The sequence below is a fragment of the Providencia sp. PROV267 genome, assembly GCF_028477825.1.
In the GTDB taxonomy this organism is placed as follows: Bacteria; Pseudomonadota; Gammaproteobacteria; order Enterobacterales; family Enterobacteriaceae; genus Providencia; species Providencia stuartii.
The window spans coordinates 131,932-156,203 of record NZ_JAMPLX010000007.1 but is presented as its reverse complement, the minus strand read 5'-3'; the positions used below and the strand labels follow the sequence as shown (position 1 = coordinate 156,203).

Genomic DNA, 24,272 nt, shown 5'->3' with positions numbered 1-24,272 from the left:
AACAGTACATCCGGTAGTAATCGTTTACTTGCTCTTAAAGCGTTTTAATAAATCGGCAATTTATCATGGGGTATAACGTGTAAAGAGTAATAGTACAACAATAAATAGAATTATTGTTCTCAGAACAAAAGGAGTTTTAATATGAATTTTCAATTACATATGGGTCGAGTTAAATGGTTTGATGCAAATAAGGGTTATGGATTCATTTCACCAATAAATGGCGGTGATGATATCTTTGTTACACGTAAATCAATTGCAAATAAAAAAATCAAATCATTATTTGAAGGTCAAAATGTCGAGTTTTCTGTTACTCGCAATTCAGATGGCATAACGGCTGCTGACGTTATTGCTTATTAATTAAATCATTAACAGTACCGTTTCTCCTGCACCTCTATCCTCTCAATTTCTCGCAGGAGAGCGTATTCAAAAAGATTAAAGTTAACGGTGATATCGGCTTGTGTTATCCTGACCCGAAGTGAGTTAAATCCATTTGGGAGAAAACATGGATCACCGTTTACTTGAAATCATTGCATGCCCTATCTGTCATGGCAAATTAAGTTACAACAAAGAAAACCTTGAACTGATTTGCAAATTCGATCACCTTGCCTATCCTATCCGTGATGGCATTCCTGTTTTGTTGGAAAGTGAAGCTCGCAAAGTTGCATTAGACGAAGGGCAGTAATCATTATGTTTACTGTTATTATTCCTGCTCGTTATGCTTCTACTCGACTGCCGGGGAAACCCCTTGCTGATATCCATGGCAAACCGATGGTTGTCAGAGTCATGGAGCAAGCCATTAAGTCAGGGGCGTCACGTGTCGTTGTGGCGACCGATCACCCTGACGTTGCGAATGCAGTTATCCAAGCAGGCGGTGAAGCTTGTATGACTGATCCTAACCACCAATCAGGAACAGAGCGTTTAGCAGAGGTCATTGACACCTATGGCTTTGCGGACGACGAAATCATTGTGAATGTACAAGGTGATGAGCCTTTGATCCCACCTGAAATCATTAGCCAAGTTGCAAGGAACCTTCAAGGTAGCCAAGCGCAGATGGGAACATTGGCAGTGCCTATTCATGATGCTCAAGAAGCCTTTAATCCAAATGCGGTAAAAGTAGTGACAGATCACGAAGGTTATGCGCTCTACTTTTCTCGAGCGACCATTCCATGGGATAGAGATAAATTCGCCGTTAGCCAAAATGCTATCGGTGATCATTTCTTACGTCATATTGGGATCTACGCTTATCGCGCAGGGTTTATTCGTCGTTATATTAAATGGGAAGCCAGCCCATTAGAGAAAATCGAAATGCTAGAGCAGTTAAGAGTGCTTTGGTATGGCGAAAAAATACATGTGGCAGTGGCTGAAAAAGCACCGGGTGCTGGTGTGGATACTCCAGAAGATCTCGAGCTAGTAAGAAAGCAATTTAAATAAGCAACGATAAATATCGGTAGCCATATAAGGTGTGTACTCATTTCTGAGCCACACCTTTTTTATTGTTCTATTTATTCTGCTTCTATGGCCTCAGGCGTTAAAATGGGGGTTTCTAGTGCTTCGGTGTTATCTGGCTTTAAATAAAACCAAATAGAGCCGATTAATTCATACCAAGCCCGTTCGCTATGGCTAAAATAGAATGCGGAAGGGAAATATTTTTCCCACGGATTGAGTGCACTTTTGATGGCCAATTGGTTTGCAGGGGCAGGAATAGGCTGCATGCCGCGTGCTGTAAACATGGAAATGGCTCTTGGTAAGTGGTTCGCCGAGGTCACCAGCAAAAACGGCTCTTTCCCAATTATTTTTTCCACTTCAAATGCTTCTTCTTGCGTATCCTTTGGCTCTGTTAATGCAATCGTATCGCTAGCAGGTACACCAAGTGACTGAGCAACCATGGCCGCAACTTCTGCACTACTGATAGTGCTATTCGCTTTGCTTCCTGTAAAAATAAGCTTACTTCCTGGGTATTTTAGGTATAAACGGACACCTTCAGTGACGCGAGGCAGGCTATTGTTGAGCAAGTTAGAACTCGGGCTCCAATCTGGATTATAGGTAAACCCACCACCGAGCACGACAATATAGTGAACATCCTCGGGGGGATTTTCTGTGATCAGTTCATAGCGTTTATCGAAATTCCCTTCAACAGGGGCAAGTAGACTGTCGGAAATAGGCTGCAACCCTAAAAGGGCAATAACAATAAGGCTCATGGATACACAGGCCTTGCCACTCTTTTGCCAGCGTGTAAACCACAGCAATATAAGGCCGATAAACCCGATCAGCAGCAGTAGAGGGAGCGGCATAAGTAAGGCGCCCAAGTATTTTTTTAAAAGAAATAGCATAAGTGAACCTATTTTTTGGAGTTTATCGTCAATTAATTGTTCTGATTGCTGAATTCAGGACCGCACTATGCCAAAATAAGGCCGTTATCTGTTATAATCGTCATACTTCAAGTTGCTGTATTTTTGACTACACTCATTCGCACGAGTCACAGAGCTATCGATGCTCCTAGCGGTTCAAACCCTGCACATCGAGTTATTGAGCGTATATCATTTAGGTTTCAGCAGCCTTAAACATCAAGCAGATGTACAGCGTTATTTTAGCCGAATTAATATTGAATCATATTCTGGATTTGATCTTATTTCATTAACGGCGAAATAAGAACTGGCTGATTTTAACATTTGCTGGGAAGGTGGCGTTGTGTTAACAGGCATGAATGGCTAATTTAAAGAGTACCGGATAATACATGGTAGACCGCAACTTTGATGATATTGCTGATAAATTTGCAAAAAATATCTATGGCACGACAAAAGGTAAAATACGCGAAGCGGTTGTTTGGCAAGATCTAACCCAATTGATTTTATCTCAGTTTAATGGGCAAACATTGCGTATCTTAGATGCAGGCGGTGGCGAAGGTCACTTTTCGCGCAAACTGGCGGCAATGGGACATCAGGTCATACTTTGCGATTTATCCGAAGAAATGCTTGAACGCGCTAATGAACTTGCCGAAGAACAAGGGATTAGCGAAAATATGCGTTTTATTCATTGTGCCGTTCAAGATATTCGCCAACATATTGAAGGTACGGTTGATTTAGTGCTATTTCATGCGGTACTTGAATGGATTAGTGAACAGAAATATGCAATTGAACAGTTGGTAGATATAATTAGGCCAGAAGGCGTATTTTCTGTCATGTTCTATAATGCAAATGGTTTAGTAATGCGAAACGCGATTTTAGGTAATTTTCATCTTGCTACACCGCATATCCAACGTCGACGTAAACGTTCATTATCGCCACAAAATCCATTACTACCACAACAAGTCGATGAATGGTTGTCTGATTGCAAAATGGAGATTATTGGCAAAAGTGGTGTCAGAGTCTTTCATGACTACCTGCAAAGTCGGCAGTTACAGCAAAAAGATTTTCCGGCGCTTTTGGCTTTAGAACAACAATATTGTCGTCAGGAACCCTACATCAGCATGGGGCGTTATATTCATGTCATGGCACGAAAACCAATAATAAAGGACGATTTATGAGTGATTTTTCCCAGACCGTCCCTGAACTCGTGTCCTGGGCACGAAAAAATGATTTTTCGATTTCACTGCCTCCAGAGCGCTTAGCTTTCTTGCTGGCGGTTGCGGTATTAAACAGCGAACGCGTTAACGGTGAAATGAATGAAGGGGAGTTGATTGATGCATTCCGTGAAGTGTGTAAAGGTTTTGAACAGACCACGGAATCATTATCTGTCAGGGCGAACAACGCCATCAATGATATGGTTCGCCAGAAAATATTTAACCGTTTTACCAGTGATATTACAGAAGGTAACGCCATTTACCGTTTGACATCACTTGGTATTGGAATAAGCGACTACTACATTCGTCAGCGTGAGTTTTCTACATTAAGGTTGTCTATGCAGCTATCCATTGTGGCAGGTGAGCTACAAAGGGCAGCAGAGGCAGCCGAAGAAGGCGGCGATGAATTTTATTGGCACCGTTTTGTATTCGCCCCCCTGAAATATTCAGTGGCTGAAATATTCGACAGCATTGATTTATCTCAGCGCGTGATGGATGAGCAGCAAAATAGTATCAAAGAAGATATTGCTGCATTACTCAACCAAGATTGGCAGGCCGCTATCGCAAACTGTGAACAGTTGTTATCAGAGACATCCGGTACATTGCGAGAGCTTCAGGATACGTTAGAAGCCGCCGGAGATAAATTACAGGCGAATTTATTACGTATTCAAGAAGCGAATATGAATGCGCCAGTCTTTTCCGATATGGTGGATAGGCTAGTTTACGATTTGCAAAACAAATTAGACCGCATTGTTAGTTGGGGTCAACAATCTATCGATCTCTGGATTGGTTACGACCGCCATGTCCATAAATTTATCCGTACTGCAATTGATATGGATAAAAACCGTATTTTCTCGCAGCGTTTACGCCAATCCGTTCAACAATATCTTGATAGCCCATGGGCGCTGACTTACGCGAATGCGGACCGTCTATTTGATATGCGTGACGAAGAGTTGGCCTTGAACGATGAAGAGGTGATGGGGGAATTGCCTCCAGACCTTGAATTTGAAGAGTTTAGCGAGGTGAACGATCGGTTAGCCGAGCTTATGGAAGCGGAACTGGCATTCTATAAACGCGAAAAACAGCCACTGGATGTTGCCCGAGTCGTACAAGAGTACTTAACGCAGTATCCACAGAAACGTCACTTTGATGTGACACGCATTATTATTGATCAGGCTGTTAAATTAGGTATCGCAGAGGCTGATTTGGCGGGATTGCCGTCAGAGTGGCTAGCAATTAATGATTACGGAGCCAAGGTGCAGGCACATGTCATCGACAAATATTGAACAATTTATGCCAGTTAAACTGGCTCAGGCATTGGCCAACCCCATTTTCCCAGAGCTAGATAGTCAATTGCGTTCAGGGCGTCATATTAGTATTGATGACCTTGATAACCATGCCTTCTTGATGGACTTTCAAGAGGTGTTAGAGCAATTTTATGCACGCTACAATGTGGAACTGATTCGGGCACCGGAAGGCTTTTTCTATTTACGTCCCCGTTCAACAACTTTGATCCCACGCTCGGTATTATCTGAGCTGGATATGATGGTAGGGAAAATTCTTTGCTATCTCTACTTAAGTCCTGAACGATTGACTAACCAAGGCATTTTTACCGCCCAAGAGCTATTTGAAGAGCTACTATCGTTGGCGGATGAAAGCAAATTATTGAAATTTGTTAATCAACGCTCAACCGGTTCCGATTTGGATAAGCAAAAGCTACAAGAAAAGCTGAGAACCTCCCTGAACCGCTTACGTCGTTTAGGCATGGTACATTTTATTCAAAACGACTCGAACAGATTTATTATTTCTGAATCGGTATTCCGTTTCGGTGCTGACGTTCGTAGTGGTGATAACGTTCAAGAAGCCCAATTACGTATGATCCGTGACGGTGAGGCCATCTCCCTCGAAGAAGGGTTATCCTTACAGGATAGTGAAGATGAAGAGACAGACGAAGACCAAGATGCGGCTGAGAGTGATGAGGATGAACAAGTATGATTGAACGCGGGAAGTTTCGCTCACTGACGCTGATTAACTGGAACGGTTTTTTTGCGCGTACTTTTGACCTTGATGAGCTGGTGACCACGCTGTCAGGGGGAAATGGTGCAGGTAAATCAACAACGATGGCGGCATTTATTACCGCAATGATCCCCGATCTCACCTTGCTGCACTTCCGTAATACCACCGAAGCAGGGGCAACAACAGGTTCACGTGATAAAGGCTTACACGGTAAGCTACGCCCAGGTGTCTGTTATGCTGTTTTGGATGTTCTGAACTCTAAACATCAGCGCGTCATTGTTGGGGTGAGGCTGCAACAGGTTGCGGGTCGTGATAAGAAAGTCGATATTAAACCTTTCATGATCCAAGGTGTGCCAATCGCGACAGTACCGACCGAAGTTTTGACCGAAATAGTGGATGGGCGCCAAGCAAAAGTTATCGCTCTCAACGAATTAAAAGAGCGTTTAGAACAGCAAGAAGGCCTCCACTTTAAGCAATTCAACTCAATCACGGATTACCATTCAGTCCTGTTTGAACTCGGTGTTTTACCGAAGCGTTTACGTTCAGCCAGTGACCGTAGCAAATATTATCGTCTGATTGAAGCGTCATTGTATGGCGGGATCTCTAGTGCCATCACTCGCTCGCTACGTGATTATTTATTGCCAGAAAACAGTGGAGTACGTAAGGCTTTCCAAGACATGGAAGCTGCGCTACGTGAAAACCGCCTGACACTAGAAGCCATCCGCGTAACCCAATCGGATCGTGATTTATTCAAACATCTGATCAGCCAAGCTACAGATTATGTGTCAGCCGATTATATGCGTCACTCCAATGAACGACGTATTCACCTTGATTCAGCAATGGCAGCGCGTAGTGAACTATTGGCGAGCCGTAAGCAGTTGAGGCAAGAGCAAGTTCGTAGCGTTGAAATTGCCCGCGAATTGAACGAACAAAATAATGCATCGTCTGATTTAGAGGCTGATTATCAGGCTGCAAATGACCATTTAAACCTTGTTCAGACGGCATTGCGTCAGCAAGAGAAAATCGATCGCTACCAAGCCGATATTGAAGAGCTGACTTTCCGTCTTGAAGAGCAGTCGGAAGTGGTTGCTGAGGCGACAGAGCGCCAAGAAGAGTTTGAAGCACGTGCTGAAGCGGCTGAAATTGAAGTTGATGAATTAAAAAGCCAGTTGGCTGATTATCAGCAGGCGCTTGATGTCCAGCAAACCCGAGCTATTCAATATCAGCAAGCATTGCAGGCACTGACTCGGGCGCGTGAATTGTGCCAATTACCTGACTTATCAATAGAAAATGCAGACGAGTGGTTAGAAACCTTTGAAGCTCGCGAGCAGCAGGCCACAGAAGCGTTACTGACATTAGAGCAAAAAATCAGTGTTGCGGATGCGGCACACAGTCAGTTTGAGCAAGCGTACCAACTTGTTAAAAGTATGGTAGGTGAAGTCAGTCGTAGCGAGGCTTACCAGCAAGCAAGGGCGCTATTACGCGATTGGTCTTCACAGCAACATTTGGCAGAGCGAGTGCAACCATTACGCATGCAACTCGCTGAATTACAACAACGCTTAGACAGTCAGCAAAATGCAGAGCGCTTATTAAACGAATTTTGTAAGCGACATAACAAAAGCTATGAGCCAGATGAATTAGATGGCCTAATGGCCGAATTGGAAGCGCAGCAAGAAGAATTAAGTGTTGGTGTCAACGAAAGCGGCGAACGTCGTATGCAGATGCGCCAAGAGCTTGAGCAAATTCGTCAACGCATTCAAGTATTAACGGCTAAAGCGCCTGCATGGTTAATGGCACAAGAAGCGTTGACTCAGCTTAACGAACAAGCCAAACAATCATTTGAATCAAGTGGTGCTGTTACAGAGTACATGCAGCAACTGCTTGAACAGGAAAGGGAAATCACCGTTGAGCGTGACGAGGTGGCGAGCCAACGTCGCGAATTAGAGAAACAAATTGAGCGCCTCAGTCAACCTAGTGGTGCGGAAGATAGCCGTTTACTTGCCCTTGCAGAACGTTTTGGTGGGGTGTTGTTATCGGAAATCTACGACGATATCACCATTGAAGATGCCCCTTATTTCTCGGCGCTGTATGGTCCTGCTCGAAATGGGATTGTTGTTCAAGACCTTTCGGTGGTGCGCAGCCAATTAGAAACGTTGCAAGATTGCCCAGAAGATGTTTACTTTATTGAAGGGGATCCCCAATCCTTCGATGACAGTGTTTTCGATGCAGAAGAGTTTGAAAATGCGGTATTAGTACGCTCGTCAGATAGGCAATGGCGTTTTTCTCGTTATCCGGAAGTGCCCTTATTTGGCCGAGCAGCCCGTGAAACACGCTTAGAAGCATTGACACTAGAGCGTGATAACTTAGCTGAGCGCTACGCAACGCTCTCGTTTGACGTACAAAAAATTCAACGTGCACATCAAGCTTTTAGTCGTTTTATTGGTCAACATATTTCGGTAGCTTTTGAAGCCGACCCCGAAGCCGAAATCCGCACCTTAAACCAAAAACGTACTGAGATAGAGCGTAATTTGGCTCAGTTTGAAGAGCAAACTCAGCAACAGCGCCAACAGTTTGCAATGGGTAAAGAGTCTCTATCTGCATTAAACCGACTATTACCTTTAGTTGGATTATTGATGGATGAAACGCTAGCGGATCGCGCTGACGAAATTCGAGATGAGCTTTCAGAAGCAGAAGAAGCTGCCCATTTCTTAAATAAACATGGTCAGGCGTTAGCAAAACTAGAGCCTATCGTTACCGCGTTATTGAGCGACCCTGAGCAACATGATCAGCTACGTCAAGACTATGAGAACGCGAAACATAGTCAGCAAATCGCGAAACAACAGGCCTTTGCCTTGGTGGAAGTGGTGCAGCGTCGCGCCCACTTTAGCTACAGTGATTCGACGGGGATGGTGAATGAGAATGCCGACCTTAACGAAAAACTCCGCCAACGCTTAGAGCAAGCTGAAAATGAAAGAAGCCGCGCTCGTGAGCAGTTACGTCAGCAGCAATCACAATCAGCACAATTCAATCAAGTTTTAGCGTCGCTTCGCAGCTCGTTTGATACCAAACAAGAGATGTTAAAAGAGCTAGAAGCAGAAATGCAGGATATTGGTGTTAAAGCAGATCCTGATGCGCAAGAGCGTGCACGTATTCGTCGTGATGAGCTACATCAATCTGTCATGGCGAATCGTAGCCGAATTAACCAGCTAGAAAAACAGCAGACCTTATGTGAAGCGGAAATGGAAAACTTGCAAAAACGTATTCGCAAGTTAGAGAAAGATTATTATCTATTGCGCGAACAAGTGGTATCGGCTAAGGCTGGCTGGTGTGCTGTCATGCGCTTGGTGAAAGACAATGGTGTTGAGCGGCGTTTACACCGTCGAGAATTGGCTTATACCGACGGTGATAGTTTACGCTCAATGTCGGATAAGGCTTTGGGGGCGTTACGTTTAGCGGTAGCAGATAATGAACATTTACGTGATGTACTGCGTTTATCTGAAGATCCGAAACGCCCAGAGCGTAAGATCCAATTCTTTATTGCTGTTTATCAGCATCTTCGCGAGCGTATTCGTCAAGATATCATTCGTACTGATGACCCCATCGATGCAATTGAGCAAATGGAAATTGAGTTGGCTCGATTAACAGAAGAGCTAACGGCTCGTGAGCAAAAACTGGCGATCAGTTCGAAGAGTGTGGCTAACATTATTCGTAAGACCATTCAGCGTGAACAGAACCGTATTCGCATGTTGAACCAAGGCTTGCAGGCCGTTGCGTTTGGTCAGGTGAAAGGGGTACGCTTGAATGTCAATATTCGAGAAAGCCATTCTCTGTTATTGACGGTGCTCTCAGAAGAGAGCGAATTGCATCAAGACCTGTTCACCAGCCAGCGTTTAACCTTCTCTGAGGCGATGGCTAAGCTCTATCAACGCTTGAACCCACAAATCGATATGGGGCAACGCTTACCGCAAACTATCGGTGAGGAGTTACTTGATTATCGTAATTACCTTGAACTTGAAGTTGAAGTTAACCGCGGATCTGATGGGTGGTTGAAGGCGGAAAGTGGTGCATTATCGACAGGTGAAGCGATTGGTACAGGGATGTCGATATTGGTTATGGTGGTGCAAAGCTGGGAAGAGGAGTCACGTCGCTTACGTGCAAAAGATATCATTCCTTGCCGTTTACTGTTCCTTGATGAGGCCGCTCGACTGGATGCAAAATCTATCGCCACCTTGTTTGAGCTGTGTGAACGGTTAGAAATGCAGCTGATTATTGCAGCACCTGAGAATATCAGTCCTGAAAAAGGAACGACCTATAAATTGGTTCGTAAAGTGTTTGATAATCGAGAGCACGTACACGTTGTTGGATTAAAAGGGTTTGGTCAAGATAACCCAAGTTCACAAGCACAATTGCCTCAAGGGTAATTAGCCTATTTAAGTCACTAAAAACGGCGTTAGAAATAATGCCGTTTTTTTTAATAAAAATCCGCATAAGTTAAATTTACTGAATAGTGGTTAATTGGATCGGAATAAGAAAGTCACTATGAGACATTAATCTCATTTTTATGAGAGAAAAGACATTATTATCTGAATTCTTGTGATGCATTCCAAATAAATTATATTTCGTATAATTATGGCTTGCTTTCATGATGCCTGCATCGTCAATAAATCAGTAAGGATCCAACATGAAAAAAACGACATTGACCCTAAGTGCCATCGCGTTAGTATTCAGCTTTACGGCAACGTCACAGGCAAAAGTATTAATGCCAGACGTTGTTAGCCCAGGGGTAACTGTGGCAGAGTTAGCTGAACAGAAACCAATTCATTGGGTTTCTGTTGAGCAAATTAAAAATAGCCTTGAAGGCCAAGCTCCTATGGCTGTTGGTTTTGATATTGATGATACCGTACTTTTTTCCAGTCCTGGTTTTTATCGCGGTAAACTAGAATATTCTCCAAATGATTTTAGTTATCTCAAAAATAGGGAATTTTGGGAAAAGATGAATAATGAATGGGATAAATTCAGCATGCCTAAAAAAGTCGGCATCGAGTTAGTCCAAATGCATCTAAAACGTGGTGATACTGTTTACTTTATTACTGGCCGCACGAAGACAAAAACAGAAACCGTTAGCCAATATGTACAAGAAGGGCTTGGTATCCCGGCAGATAAAATGAACCCAGTCATTTTTGCGGGGGATGAACCGGGACAAAATAATAAAGTCAGTTGGATGCGTGACCATAAATTAAAAATTTATTATGGTGATGCTGATGCCGATATTGCCGCAGCTCGTGAATTAAATATCCGTGGTATTCGTATTTTACGTGCCGCAAACTCCTCCTACCAACCATTACCTAAAGCAGGGCAATTTGGTGAAGAGGTTGTGATTAACTCTGAATATTAATTAGGTTAATCGACATAACATGAATAATATAAAGGCGCCTAGCGCCTTTTTTAGTATCTCACAAAGATTAACTCATAAGAGGTAAATGTATCATTCGCCATGAAATAGTCAAAAGAGGTGTAAAGAGGAAATTATCACACTTAAGTCATATTTAATTTGACAACCTAGTTATTATTTCATTTTTATGATTTGTTTTTAGGTATTTTAGCAGTAAATACGTCTATTTTTCATTGGTTGTATTTATTCTGTTTTAATGGTTAAGCGTAAAATCGTTTCGCGTTATTTAAAGACAAAATTAGCCAATTCCTATAACATTCTTTTCGAAATTAAATACAATTAATATTCAATATAATAAAAAATGATTGTTATCCATGTGGTTACTTAAGGTGGATTTATGGCAAAGAAAAGAGTGAAAGCTCTGCAACTTTCGGTAATTTGTGGGCTGTTGTCGATACAACTTCCTGTATTTTCAGCGCAAGACAATGGGCTAATTTTGACAGAAGAAGCGCCATTGCAGCAAGAGGTGGTGGCAGCCCCTGTGGCGACTATCACACCAACTGAAAGTTTAGCGCAAATTACGGGAGCATTACCTGCCGATATAAAACCTGTTTTTTCTTCACAACTCGCGAAGATTTATGCAGATCGGCAGATGAAACTGTTATGGCAAGATGAAACGGCTATCGAACAGTTTCAGCAACAACTGGCGGAGCTGGCACTTTCAGGGGTACAACCTCAATTTAATGAGTGGTTAGCCGCCCTTGAACATGTTCAGTTGAGCGAATTAGGCCGTGATGTGATTTTGTCTGATGCCATGTTGGGTTATCTACAATATCTTTCTGGTGTTTCAGCTAATGGACAATTTTGGCTATACCGGAAACAGCCTTACAAAATAGCGGCACCTACGGCAGAGCAAATGAAGCCATGGTTGGATGCCGCCGCCGAAAACCGCCTTAATGAATGGGTCAAATTACAAGCGCCTCAACATTCCCTGTATCAGCCTATGCGCGAAGAAATGTTGAGGCAACTAAAAATGGATGACGATGGGTTGGCTTTAGTGGATACCAAAACCCTAAAACCGGGTCAATCGAGTGATGATGTTATCGCTTTACGTGAGATCTTGTATCGCCAAGGGCTACTTGATGAAACGGCGATTAATACAGAGTTAGATGCCGCAGCGCCAGATGCAGAAATCGCCAAAGCGACCGCACAAGCGCGTTTGTACAGTGATGAGCTAGTTGAAGCTGTCAAAAAATTTCAACAGCGCTACGGCTTGGAAGCTGACGGTATGGTGGGGAAAGGCACCAAAGTTTGGCTGAATATGAAACCTCAGCAAAAAGCAGGGCTAATGGCGTTGAATATTCAACGCTTACGTATTATTCCTGAAAATAATGGCACTGGGATCTTGGTGAATATTCCTGCATTTTCATTAAATTTCTTCCTAAATGATGAAGTGATTTTAGATTCGAAAGTGATTGTTGGCCGGCCTGATCGTAAAACGCCAATAATGAGCAGTGCATTAAATAATGTGGTGATCAATCCACCTTGGAGCGTGCCTACCAGCATGGCTCGTAAAGACATTGCACCAAGAGGGAAGCAGGATCCTAGCTATTTTAGCCGCAAAGGTTACACGGTCTATTCCGGATGGGGGGAAGACTCCTTTGAGATTGATCCCTACTCCATCAATTGGGATGTGATCACTCCAGCGAATTTCCCTTATCGGATCCGCCAAGCACCGGGGCCAACCAACTCATTAGGCCGCTATAAATTTAATATGCCAAGTTCGGATGCAATCTACCTGCATGATACACCGAACCACAGCTTATTTAATCGGAGTGCACGTGCTATCAGTTCAGGGTGCGTACGGGTAAATAAAGCTAGCGAATTAGCCAGTATCTTGTTAGGTGATGCAGGGTGGGAGCAAAAGCGTATTGATGGTGCAGTAAAAGCAGGAAGTACGCGTTATGTGAATATTCCGGATAGGATCCCCGTTTATCTTTATTATCAAACGGCGTGGGTAGACAAAGAGCAACAGCCTCAGTACCGCGCTGATATTTACCAATATGATAATAGTATCAATAATGCTGAAAAATATTTACCCGCAATAAAAAACATCTTACATTAAATGTGATATCAGGGAGGTTTCCTCCCTGATATTTCTATTATCACTAATAATTAGTTGATAGTGGGTTACACTTAAGTATCAAAACCTATATTTTCAATGATTACTCAATAACAAGAAGATATTCTGTTTATTATGAGTGACCAAGTTCACTCTTTTGGCGTAAATATGCCAAATTTGCGCTTATTTACTTATTTCTTTACATTTTTATACATTAAAGTTAAATATCATTTGTTAGACTGAACAATAGTATAAATTTTGTTCCTATACTCTCTCATTCGAGATGCAGCTAGGCGCGCAATGAAGTGATTCGAAAGAAGTTAGCCGCTAAGTTGTAGCTCGAACGGCTGGGTATGTTTAACCCATTGAAATTTGAGTTACCATCTATGGATATTATCGACCAAAATCGCCGCAAGTGGTTAGGTGCTGGTGCAGCCGCTTTTGGGCTGAGTTTATTGCCTAGCCATGTTTTTGCTGCTATGACGACGCCTAAACCAAAAATTTTGCGTTTTCAAAACCTCAATACTGGGGAATTTTTAAAAACAGAGTTTTTTGATGGACGCCATTATAACAAATCTGAGTTAGCTCGATTAAATCACTTATTCCGTGATTACCGTTGCGATAAAGTCAAAACCATTGATCCTAAGTTATTCGACCAAATTTATATGTTACAGGTTATGTTAGGGTCGAATAAGCCTATTCAATTGATTTCAGGTTACCGTTCACTTGAAACAAATAATGCCTTGCGCAGTAGCAGCTCGGGGGTGGCGAAAAAGAGTTACCATACTCGTGGACAAGCAATGGACTTCCATATCGAAGGGATACAATTGAGCCATATCCGTAAAGCGGCACTGAAAATGAGAGCTGGCGGCGTTGGTTATTATCCAAAAAGTAATTTCATCCATATTGATACAGGTCCGGCAAGAACATGGTAATCTGTACCTATGCTCAGCGTACTTCAAGTCACCGCACTCGCAGGGATTACTTTGCCTTGCGCTGTTTCTTGAAGTATTTAGGGTATAAATAAAACAGATTACGGAGCGATTGCTTAATGAACTATATGATTATCCCAGTCACCCCTTTTCAGCAAAATTGTCAGGTGATTTGGGATGAAAATACGATGGAAGCAGTGATAGTCGATCCCGGTGGTGAAGCTGAAAAACTCATTGCCGCTATCGAAGAGCGTGGTTTAAAACTCACTAAAATTCTGCTCACGCATGGGCATGCTGATCATATCGGTGCAACGGCTATCATTTCTAAGCACTTCTCAGCCCCTATTTATGGCCCACAAAAAGAAGATGCTTTTTGGATTGAAGCGCTAGCAGAGCAACATGCGATGTTTAATATTGAAGGTGGTCCTAGCTTCACCCCTGACTATTGGTTAGAAGAGGGGCAGACTGTTCATTGTGGAACGATGGCCTTTGATGTATTGCATTGCCCCGGTCATACCCCTGGTCACATTATTTTTGTTAACCATGCAGATAAACTTATCTCAATGGGGGATGTGCTGTTTAAAGGGGGGGTAGGGCGCAGTGATTTCCCTCGTGGAGACCATCAGGCGTTGATTGCTTCAATCAAAAACAAGGTTCTGCCTTTAGGGGATGACTATCAGTTTATCCCAGGCCACGGGCCAATGTCAGATCTTGGTCATGAGCGCAAAACCAATCCATTTTTGCAGGATGATCTTCCTGTTTGGTGATGACGACTTAATCACCATCTAAGCTTGCTTTCACCCTATGAAGCCATGCCCCAACCTGTTGGGACATGGCTATTTCTGTGATTTTATCGAGCTAGTTTTCTGTTATTTAAAAAGAAAAAACGCCTCTCATAATTTATTGAGAGGCGTTCTATTATTGTAAAAACTTTATCGTGTTAAGCCATTACAGTACTTTTACGATGGCTTCACACAGTGGTACCATGTTTTCCAGCGTTAAACCTGCGACGTTGATACGCCCAGAGCTAACTGCATAGATACCAAATTCGCTACGTAAGCGCTCTACCTGCTCTTTATTGAGGCCACTGAAGGAGAACATACCATTTTGGTTGATAATGAAGCTGAAGTCCTGTTTAGCGCCTTTTTCTTCCAGTGTATTCACCAGCAACTGACGCATACGTTTAATACGCTCACGCATTGAGGTCAGCTCTTGGATCCACTCTGCTTTTAGTGCGTCATCAGAAAGAATGGTCGTAACCACGGCTGCACCGTGTGCTGGTGGGTTTGAGTAGTTAGCACGGATAACCGCTTTTGCTTGGCTAAACGCACGCTCTGCATTATCGCTATCTTTCGCAATAATGGTGCAGGCACCGACACGCTCATTATATAAGCCGAAGTTCTTAGAGTAAGAGCTGGCGACGATCATTTCTGGATTTTGTTGGGTAAAGATACGCAGCCCTTCAGCATCTTCATCTAACCCTTTAGCAAAGCCTTGATAAGCGAAGTCAAATACTGGCAGTAAACCTTTCTCCGCGCATAGGGAAGAGAGTTTAGCCCATTGCTCAGCTGTTGGGTCGATACCTGTTGGGTTATGGCAGCAGCCATGCAGAACGATAACATCACCGGCTACCGCAGAAGATAAGCTGTTGAGCATACCATCAAAGTCCATACCATGACTTGCGGCATCATAGTAGTTGTAAGTCAACACTTCTAAGCCAGCGGCTTCAAAAATATTTTTGTGGTTTGGCCATGTTGGATTGCTTATCCAAACACGTTTAGCATTGGTTTGACTAGCGATAAAGTCAGCGGCAATACGTAGGGCACCCGTACCTCCAGGCGCTTGTGCAGTACGAGCGCGTTTAGAGGTGACAATTTCATGTTCTTTACCAAATAACAGCTCTTGGGTGACACGACCAAATTCTGGCATCCCACTGATGGCAAGATAGTTTTTGGTATTTTCGTTTTCAAGCAGGAATTTCTCTGCTTTTTTTACAGTGTCTAAAACAGGGGTTTTACCAGACTCGTCTTTGTAGACGCCGATACCGAGGTTAATTTTGTTTTCACGAGGATCAGCACGGAAACTATCAGCAAGGCCTAAAATAGGGTCAGCAGGGGCAGCAGTAATTTTTTCAAACATGTTGTCGATTCCAAAGCTCAGTTGTTAAGCCGAAAATGTTGAGTGCTCAGGTTAACGCGCAGAAAACAATTTGCCAACCGTTTTACTAAAAATTGGCAAGATCTTGTGATGCAGGTATAAATTGCATGGGATATGACCATTAATCGCACAAAATACAGCGGTTTTCACTTACTTCCCCACAGATTAACTTAAGAATTGATTTTTATGCGAGATTTAATGGCTTAGCGGTAACTAAAAGGTGGAAAGACAATAGGTTGTGCAAGCTCGCTATACAGACGAAAAAAGCAACGCCGAAGCGTTGCTTTTCAAAACAGATTTCACTGTTGTCTGAATTATTGTTTAAACAATAATTAGAACTGGTAAACCAGACCCAGACCCAGAACGTTATCAGTGTTGATACCGTTTTCACGAGTGAAGTCGTTGTCTTTCAGCAGGTTGATTTTGTAATCAACAACTGCAGACATGTTTTTGTTGAAGTAGTAGTAAGAACCTACAGAGATGTATTTAACCAGATCTTGGTTGTTGTAAGTTTTACCATTATAAGCACGGCCTAAGTCTTTACCTTTAGATTGGTTATAACCAATAGATGGTTTCAGACCGAAGTCGAACAGGTATTGAGCAACTAATTCAACGTTTTCAGTTTTGTTAGCGATACTGTCCTTTGAACCATAACGAGTAGTGTTCAATGTTTGACCGTACATAGCGGCTAAGTAAACGTTGTTAGCGTCGAATTTACCACCAACGTTCCATGCTTGTGCTTTTTGACCACCAGCAGTTGTGTTATGTTGCTGATTAGGAGTACGAGAAGAGTTAGAGTAACCACCACCCAGTGATACGCCCCAACCTAAATCATACGCTGCTGAGAAACCGTAGCCGTCACCGTTGTCTTTAGCAGCTTCACCTGCTGATGACTTGTTGTTGTCACCGTTTTTACCTTGGTATTGCAGAGCGAAGCTCAGGCCATCAACATAACCGAACGCGTTGTTGTTACGGTAAGTTAACAGGTTACGGTTACGGCTAGTCATGAAGTTGTCAGACTGAGCCATAGTGTCCGCGCCCCACAGTGGGAACACGTCGGTCCATGCGTTCGTGTCGTATACTACACCGTAGTTACGGCCGTAGTCGATTGAACCGAAGTCAGCAAATTTCAGACCCGCGTAAGCCAGACGGTTTTTGTTTTCACCTTCATTTTCAGCTTTGTTAGTCTTAGTTTCCCACTCGAAACGACCAAAACCAGTCAGTTGGTCAGTGATTTGAGTATCACCTTTAACACCTAAACGAACGCGTGAGTCGTCGCCATCTTCACTTTTCTTACCTTTATCAGCGTCAGCAAAATAGTGACGAACGTCAACTTTACCGTAAACGTCTAGTTTGTTGCCGTCTTTGTTGTATACTTCAGCTGCGTTTGCTGCGCCTGCAGCCAACAGAGCTGGGATAACCATTGCAAGAATATTGCGTTTCATCATTATTATTACCCTCATTGGTGTTATTCGGACACCTGCCACTGCCAAAAATAATTCTCAAAAAAATTTGGAACTATTTATGAGAGATTAGTGTCGTCTATGTCGGCGTCCAGTGTTCCATTGGTAAATAAATTTATCTACCCTCAAAGTGCTACAAAAATAAAGATTCTGAAACAAATGGTAACAAGGTGTTTCAAAATGTAAAAAATAGAGTGGAAAATAACCACAGGTATGACCAGTTTAAAAATAATTACAAAATTTAGGGAACTTTTTTAAAGGTCAAATTGAACTTTTTTTGAACAGCTTAGATAAATATAAGTGATAGATTTGCTTATAGAGAAAACAAAAAACGATGAAAAAAGCGGAATTTTCCGATCTAAGCTAAATCAATTTAAAAAGGGTGCAGAAATTGTGCTCAGTTGGTAACGCTGTGATGTATTTCGCAAATCGACTAAAAAGAATGACGGTGATAAAAAATATCGAGCCATGATAGGCTCGATATTGGAAGCTTATTTGGAAAAGCTGTAGTGATTAGAATGCCGCATTGCGTGGTGTACGTGGGAATGGGATCACTTCACGGACGTTACCGACACCTGTTACATAAGCCACTAAGCGCTCGAACCCGAGGCCAAAGCCTGAGTGAGGCACGGTGCCGTAACGACGTAGGTCACGATACCACCAGTAATCTTCTTTGTTCATTCCAAGCTCTTCAAGACGCGCGTCTAACATATCAAGGCGCTCTTCACGTTGTGAACCACCGATGATTTCACCAATACCGGGGGCGAGTACATCCATTGCTGCCACTGTCTTGCCATCTTCGTTAAGGCGCATATAGAAAGCTTTAATGTCCTTAGGATAGTTTTTAACAACCACAGGTGCTTTGAAATGTTGCTCAGCCAAATAGCGCTCATGCTCAGAAGACATATCAACCCCCCAGTAAACGGGGTTTTCAAATTTCTTACCGCAGGTTTCAAGGATCTTGATTGCGTCAGTGTAATCAACTTGAGCGAAATCTGAATTAACGAAGCTTTCAAGGCGGTTGATAACCTCTTTGTCGACACGTTGAGCGAAGAACTCAAGGTCATCGCGGCGCTCATCCAGCGCAGCTTTAAAGACAAACTTCAACATTTGCTCAGCAAGACCCGCAACATCGTCTAGGCTAGCAAAGGCCACTTCTGGCTCTACCATCCAGAACTCCGCTAAGTGGCGGCTGGTGTTTGAGTTCTCTGCACGGAATGTTGGGCCAAAGGTATAGACTTTGCTTAATGCGGTGGCATAAGCTTCGCCGTTTAATTGACCGGATACGGTTAAGAAGGATTCACGACCAAAGAAGTCTTCACTGAAATCCACTTCGCCTTTGTCGTTACGTGGCAGGTTGTTGTAATCCAGTGTAGAAACACGGAACATTTCACCTGCACCCTCGGTATCTGAAGCTGTAATAATTGGGGTAGAAACCCAAAAATAGCCTTGCTCATCAAAGAAACGATGCAGCGCTTGGGCGAGGGTATGGCGAACACGAGCTACTGCACCAATTAAGTTGGTACGAGGACGCAAGTGTGCGACTTCACGTAAGTACTCAACGCTATGACGTTTTGCAGCCATAGGGTAAGTATCCGGATCTTCAACCCAACCAACAACGTTAACGGCTGTTGCTTCTAATTCGAAAGATTGGCCTTGGCCCGGTGACTCTTTCACGATCCCCGTGACTTCAACAGAACAGCCTGTCGTCAAATGCAGGACTTCGTCGTTATAATTAGGTAAATTATTATTGATGACAGCCTGTAATGGGTTAAAGCAGGAACCGTCATAAACGGCGAGGAAAGAAAAACCAGCATTTGAATCTCTCCTTGTACGTACCCAGCCTTGAACGGTGACTTCAGAGCCAACCGCCACACGGCCTTGCAGTACATCGACTACAGGCGCTACGATCATAAAAATTACTCTCTTTTATATAAACGAAATTAACGATGACATTTTCACTGGGCTAAATAAGCCATTTTTCATCTTATAGACCAGTGAAAGTATTTGTTTTCCCGAAATTCTCTATTTCAAGGTTAAAGTTCTATGTTACTTGCCGTGAGGCAGGAAACAAGTAAAAAATCGATACTTTTGTACCAAAAAGTGCAATAGCCTCTAGCTATAACCTAGTTGGGGTTAGAATAGCAAGCAAATATATTATTAAGCGACAAGTTATCGTGTTATTGCGTACGCTGAAAGGGGAATTGGTGTGATACCTATTCCCATTAAGGTATCACACAGTGCATCGCCAAATTAGCAAGCCTTTTCCATTTTAGGAAGATCGAACGCTTTGCGAAGCTGATTAACGAACTCATCGTCTTCACAAATGGTTTTACCCGGACTATCGGATAATTTCGCGACGGGTTTGCCGTTGCATTCAACCAATTTGATCACAATATTCAGAGGTACGACACCGGGAATATTGCAAGTGAGCCTTGTGCCAATCCCAAACACAAGGTTAATGCGTTTATGGAAATAGCGATACAGCTCTAATGATTTTTGTAAGTCGAGACTATCTGAGAACACGAGCGTCTTAGTCATTGGGTCAATGCCTAATTTCTCATAGTGCGCAATGGCCTTCTCTCCCCATTCAATAGGATCCCCTGAATCGTGGCGTAATCCTTGGTAGCGCTTCGCAAAGTTATCATCGAAATCACGCAAAAATGCATCCATCGTGATACAGTCCGTTAATGCAATGCCAAGTTGGTCGGGGTATTCGTCAAGCCAACTTTGGAGTGCAGCACGTTGGCTATTGGCTAACTCAGGGCTAATTTGTTGGTGCGCTTGGAACCATTCATGGGCTTGGGTGCCGACGGGGGCTAGCCCTAATTTATGTGCCAGTTTGTAATTACTTGTGCCCACAAGGTAAGGGAACTCCTCTTTAAGCAAGGAGACGATAGCAGATTGGACATCATAGGAAAAACGGCGGCGCGTGCCGAAATCCATGAGTTTAAAGCGGCTAAGGTCGATATGGTTTTCGGCCGCTTGATCATAAAATACCGTCAGTAATTTTTTCAACTGAGTAACGGCATCTTCTTGGGTCACCTGTGGATGCCTATCGCGTTGAACTATTTCACTGATCAAGGCGAGGAGGGGAACTTCCCACATAATCACTTCGCACCATGGGCCACTAATACGAATTGCGAGCTGCCCATCATCCGCAGTGGTGATATTGACCTGTTCAGGTTTAAAGCGAAACGTTTTTAGCCATGCAAGATAATCGTCTTTGAAAAAAGGAAGCTCTTTTAAATAGTTGGCCTCATCATCGGTGAGTGAAAGGTGAGCCATCAATTGGACTTGCTGGCGGATTTCATCGGCATAGGCACCTAGAATTTCACGACTACGACAGCGGAACTCGGCGACAACCGGTACTTGGCTGTAATGGTGAAATACGGCCTGCTGCATATGAAGCTTATAAGCATCAGTGTCAAGCAGTGATGTAATAATAGGGGTAGCGTCTAAATTCATGGCGCGCAGGCGTCCTCGCGGAGCTATCTACTTATTAGCTAAATCGTTAAAGTTGGAAAAGTATACTCACTTTGACAGAAGATAGAAGCCTTATTGCATCACTCTTGTGTCTGTGAGCATTTCCAATATTTATTTATACTCATCACATTTCGAGTTGTCGCCTTATCGGTGACGGTTATGGCCTATTTGCCATGGCTCTCGAATGATTTAGAGTATACGTCATTGACCAGAATGGCACATTAGCGATTAGAGTTGATTAACAAGCGTTAATATACTCATTGCCAGTCATTGAGCATGAAACGATACTAACACGTAATTTTCTATTTAACAGCGTTATAGCATCAACGAACAAACCAATTGTTAACATTTATCGATACTGATAGTCATAAATCGTTAACATAGTATGATGAGAGTGTTTCTCATATAGCATTTATGTTGCAGCAGCGTATAGTAATATAAAGAAGAATTGGTAAACGACTATATCGAATTAACGAATAAAAAAGGTTTCATATGACCCAATTGCGACAAGCGAAATATCGTCAGGACTACCAAGCACCTGATTATACTATCTCTGAAATTGATCTTGATTTTATCCTCGATCCCGCAAAAACCGTCGTGACGGCAATTAGCCAAGTCAAACGCCTTAACCCAGCCTCATCTACACTGGAACTGCATGGTGAAGACCTTAAATTGGTCTCTATTGAAGTGGATGGTCAGCCTTGGACTGATTATAAAGAGCAAGATGGTAAGCTGATATTGGCATCATTGCCTGAGGCTTTCACATTACGCATAGTGAATGAAATCAGCCCTGAAAAAAACACAGCATTAGAAGGCTTATATGTTTCAGGGGATGCATTATGCACTCAATGTGAAGCAGAAGGTTTCCGCCATATTACTTATTATCAGGATAGGCCGGATGTGTTAGCGCGTTATACGACGACAATTACCGCCGATAAACAGCGCTATCCTTACTTGCTATCGAATGGTAACCGTATTGCCGAAGGGGCACTCGATGATGGGCGCCATTGGGTGAAATGGCAAGATCCGTTCCCTAAACCAAGTTACCTATTTGCGTTAGTTGCGGGGGATTTTGATGTTCTTCGCGACACTTTCGTGACGCGCACAGGCCGCGAGGTCGCATTAGAGTTGTTTGTTGATAAAGGCAACCTTGATCGTGCACCATGGGCGATGCAATCCCTAAAAAATGCCATGAAATGGGATGAAGATCGCTTTGGTCTTGAATATGACCTTGATATCTACATGATAGTGGCGGTTGATTTCTTTAATATGGGCGCGATGGAGAATAAAGGGCTGAATGTCTTTAACTCAAAATATGTGCTCGCTAAAAATGAAACCGCAACCGATAAAGACTACTTAAATATAGAATCTGTTATCGGTCATGAATATTTCCATAACTGGACAGGTAACCGTATCACTTGCCGCGATTGGTTCCAACTGAGCCTAAAAGAAGGTTTGACCGTTTTCCGTGATCAGGAGTTCAGTTCAGATCTTGGCTCTCGCTCTGTCAATCGCATTAATAATGTCAAAGTGATGCGTGCGGCTCAGTTTGCTGAAGATGCAAGCCCAATGGCTCATCCAATTCGCCCTGAAAAAGTGATCGAGATGAATAACTTCTATACGCTAACGGTCTATGAAAAAGGGGCTGAAGTTATTCGTATGATCCATACTCTGCTAGGGGAAGAAATGTTCCAAGCGGGTATGCAACTGTATATTCATCGTCATGATGGCAGCGCCGCAACCTGTGACGACTTTGTGCAAGCGATGGAAGATGCTTCGAATGTGGATCTTTCGTTATTCCGTCGTTGGTACAGTCAATCAGGGACACCTGTATTAACGGTTCGTGATGAGTACTTCCCTGAAAAGCAACAGTATGTGCTGCATGTGAGCCAAATGACACCTCCGACCGCGGATCAGTCAGAAAAGCAGCCGTTACACATTCCACTCGATATTGAGTTGTATGGTGAAGATGGGGCCGTTATTCCTCTGCAATATCTTGGCAGTAGCGTAAACGCTGTATTGAATGTTACGCAAGCATCACAAACATTCACTTTTGATAATGTGCCAAGCCGCCCTGTGCCATCATTACTACGTGAATTTTCTGCGCCAGTTAAATTGGACTATCCATACAGTGATGAGCAACTCGCTTTTCTGATGCAGTATGCAAGTAATGAGTTCTCACGTTGGGATGCGGCTCAGCAACTGATTGGTAACTATGTGAAGATCAACGTTGCGAACTATCAGGCGGGCAACGCGCTCGTTCTCCCTGAGCATGTGATTGATGCATTCCGAGCAGTGTTACTTAATGACACCATCGATCCGGCACTCGCGGCACTGATTTTGACTCTGCCTTCTGAAAATGAGATGGCAGAATTTTTCCAAACTATCGACCCTGATGCCATCCATCATGTTGCTAACTTTATCGCTCATCAACTGGCGACAGCAATGGCTGATGAATTCCTCGCGGTTTATCAATCGATTAAAATTGATGGCTACCGTGTTGACCACAGCGATATTGCGAAACGTTCATTACGTAACGTGTGTTTACAGTATATTGCAGCAGGCGATGATCAAGCACTCGCAGACAAATTAGTGTCAGAACAATTCAAATCGGCCGATAATATGACCGACTCTTTAGCCGCATTAACGGCGGCGAGTGAGTCTCAGTTACCGTGCCTAGAGTCATTAATGACGGCCTTTGATGAGCGTTGGCACCACGATGGCCTAGTGATGGATAAATGGTTTACATTGCAAGGTACTAGCCCTGCTCCGGATGTCTTGCAGAAAGTACGTAGCTTGCTGAATCACCGTTCATTTAGTATGAGCAACCCAAATCGTGTGCGTTCTTTGGTTGGGTCGTTTACCTCCGGTAACCCGTCAGCTTTCCATGCGAAAGATGGTAGCGGCTATCAATTCCTGTATGAGATCCTCGTGGATTTAAATACACGTAACCCACAGGTCGCATCGCGATTGATTGAACCGTTGATCCGTTTGAAACGTTTTGACGATAAACGCCAAGGCCTGATGCGCAATACGTTAGAGCAACTCAAAGCGTTGGATAACCTTTCAGGTGATCTGTTCGAAAAAGTGACGAAAGCGCTCGAAAGCTAAGTTCTTTACTGATATTAGCTGTGTTGTTAGCCCT

The 24,272-nt window shown here is 43.2% G+C and carries 17 protein-coding genes; 12 read left to right on the top strand and 5 right to left on the bottom strand.

All coding sequences use genetic code 11. The features are described from left to right. Positions 1-141: 141 nt before the first annotated feature. The 3 genes from PR709_RS05430 (at position 142) to kdsB (ending at position 1,431) form a co-directional block, all read left to right on the top strand. Positions 142-357, top strand: a complete 216-nt coding sequence (locus PR709_RS05430; protein WP_004918147.1) for a cold-shock protein — start codon at positions 142-144, stop codon at positions 355-357. Positions 358-502: 145 nt separating this feature from the next. Next, the gene (locus PR709_RS05425; protein ID WP_004918148.1) at positions 503-682 is read left to right on the top strand and encodes a Trm112 family protein; all 180 of its coding nucleotides are present in this window, start codon (positions 503-505) and stop codon (positions 680-682) included. Between the two features lie 5 nt (positions 683-687). Further along, the gene (kdsB, locus tag PR709_RS05420; RefSeq protein WP_014657931.1) at positions 688-1,431 is read left to right on the top strand and encodes a 3-deoxy-manno-octulosonate cytidylyltransferase; all 744 of its coding nucleotides are present in this window, start codon (positions 688-690) and stop codon (positions 1,429-1,431) included. Between the two features lie 71 nt (positions 1,432-1,502). On the opposite strand, the gene elyC is transcribed toward kdsB, so the two are convergent. Then, complete coding sequence (gene elyC / locus PR709_RS05415) at positions 1,503-2,330, bottom strand: envelope biogenesis factor ElyC (protein WP_004918150.1); 828 nt, start codon at positions 2,328-2,330, stop codon at positions 1,503-1,505. A 404-nt stretch (positions 2,331-2,734) separates the two neighbouring features. Between elyC and cmoM the strand changes: the two genes are divergently transcribed. The 8 genes from cmoM to PR709_RS05375 all read left to right on the top strand — a co-directional run bounded on the left by cmoM (position 2,735) and on the right by PR709_RS05375 (position 14,788). Continuing rightward, the gene (gene cmoM, locus PR709_RS05410) at positions 2,735-3,523 is read left to right on the top strand and encodes a tRNA uridine 5-oxyacetic acid(34) methyltransferase CmoM (protein ID WP_004918152.1); all 789 of its coding nucleotides are present in this window, start codon (positions 2,735-2,737) and stop codon (positions 3,521-3,523) included. After that, on the top strand, positions 3,520-4,845 hold the full coding sequence (gene mukF / locus PR709_RS05405) for a chromosome partition protein MukF (protein ID WP_014657933.1): 1,326 nt from the start codon (positions 3,520-3,522) through the stop codon (positions 4,843-4,845). Before cmoM ends, mukF begins: the two co-directional genes overlap by 4 nt. Then, positions 4,826-5,554 (top strand): chromosome partition protein MukE, encoded by a 729-nt coding sequence (gene mukE / locus PR709_RS05400; protein ID WP_004918154.1) that lies wholly within the window; start codon positions 4,826-4,828, stop codon positions 5,552-5,554. Before mukF ends, mukE begins: the two co-directional genes overlap by 20 nt. Further along, the gene (mukB, locus tag PR709_RS05395; RefSeq protein ID WP_004918156.1) at positions 5,551-9,996 is read left to right on the top strand and encodes a chromosome partition protein MukB; all 4,446 of its coding nucleotides are present in this window, start codon (positions 5,551-5,553) and stop codon (positions 9,994-9,996) included. The genes mukE and mukB overlap by 4 nt, the downstream gene beginning before the upstream one ends. 260 nt (positions 9,997-10,256) lie before the next feature. Beyond that, the gene (gene aphA / locus PR709_RS05390) at positions 10,257-10,970 is read left to right on the top strand and encodes an acid phosphatase AphA (protein ID WP_004918158.1); all 714 of its coding nucleotides are present in this window, start codon (positions 10,257-10,259) and stop codon (positions 10,968-10,970) included. Between the two features lie 394 nt (positions 10,971-11,364). Continuing rightward, positions 11,365-13,092: a L,D-transpeptidase gene (gene ldtD / locus PR709_RS05385; protein WP_076914383.1), complete on the top strand. Its 1,728-nt coding sequence runs from the start codon at positions 11,365-11,367 to the stop codon at positions 13,090-13,092. 383 nt (positions 13,093-13,475) lie between these two features. Then, positions 13,476-14,024, top strand: a complete 549-nt coding sequence (locus PR709_RS05380; RefSeq protein ID WP_272570796.1) for a YcbK family protein — start codon at positions 13,476-13,478, stop codon at positions 14,022-14,024. Between the two features lie 116 nt (positions 14,025-14,140). Continuing rightward, the gene (locus PR709_RS05375) at positions 14,141-14,788 is read left to right on the top strand and encodes an MBL fold metallo-hydrolase (protein WP_004918165.1); all 648 of its coding nucleotides are present in this window, start codon (positions 14,141-14,143) and stop codon (positions 14,786-14,788) included. A gap of 181 nt (positions 14,789-14,969) precedes the next feature. Here PR709_RS05375 and PR709_RS05370 read toward each other — a convergent pair whose 3' ends face one another. From PR709_RS05370 to pncB, 4 genes are all read right to left on the bottom strand, one after another. Next, positions 14,970-16,160 (bottom strand): amino acid aminotransferase, encoded by a 1,191-nt coding sequence (locus PR709_RS05370; RefSeq protein WP_076914384.1) that lies wholly within the window; start codon positions 16,158-16,160, stop codon positions 14,970-14,972. Positions 16,161-16,510: 350 nt separating this feature from the next. Continuing rightward, complete coding sequence (gene ompC / locus PR709_RS05365; protein WP_114143463.1) at positions 16,511-17,623, bottom strand: porin OmpC; 1,113 nt, start codon at positions 17,621-17,623, stop codon at positions 16,511-16,513. Between the two features lie 531 nt (positions 17,624-18,154). Continuing rightward, on the bottom strand, positions 18,155-19,555 hold the full coding sequence (gene asnS, locus PR709_RS05360) for an asparagine--tRNA ligase (protein WP_004918174.1): 1,401 nt from the start codon (positions 19,553-19,555) through the stop codon (positions 18,155-18,157). Positions 19,556-19,894: 339 nt separating this feature from the next. After that, entirely contained in the window at positions 19,895-21,109 is a 1,215-nt protein-coding gene (pncB, locus tag PR709_RS05355; protein WP_004918176.1) for a nicotinate phosphoribosyltransferase, read from the bottom strand. A gap of 510 nt (positions 21,110-21,619) precedes the next feature. Here pncB and pepN point away from each other — a divergent pair. After that, positions 21,620-24,238 carry an aminopeptidase N gene (gene pepN / locus PR709_RS05350; RefSeq protein ID WP_272570795.1) on the top strand — a complete coding sequence of 873 codons (2,619 nt, stop codon included), beginning with the start codon at positions 21,620-21,622 and terminating at the stop codon, positions 24,236-24,238. Positions 24,239-24,272: the final 34 nt, after the last annotated feature.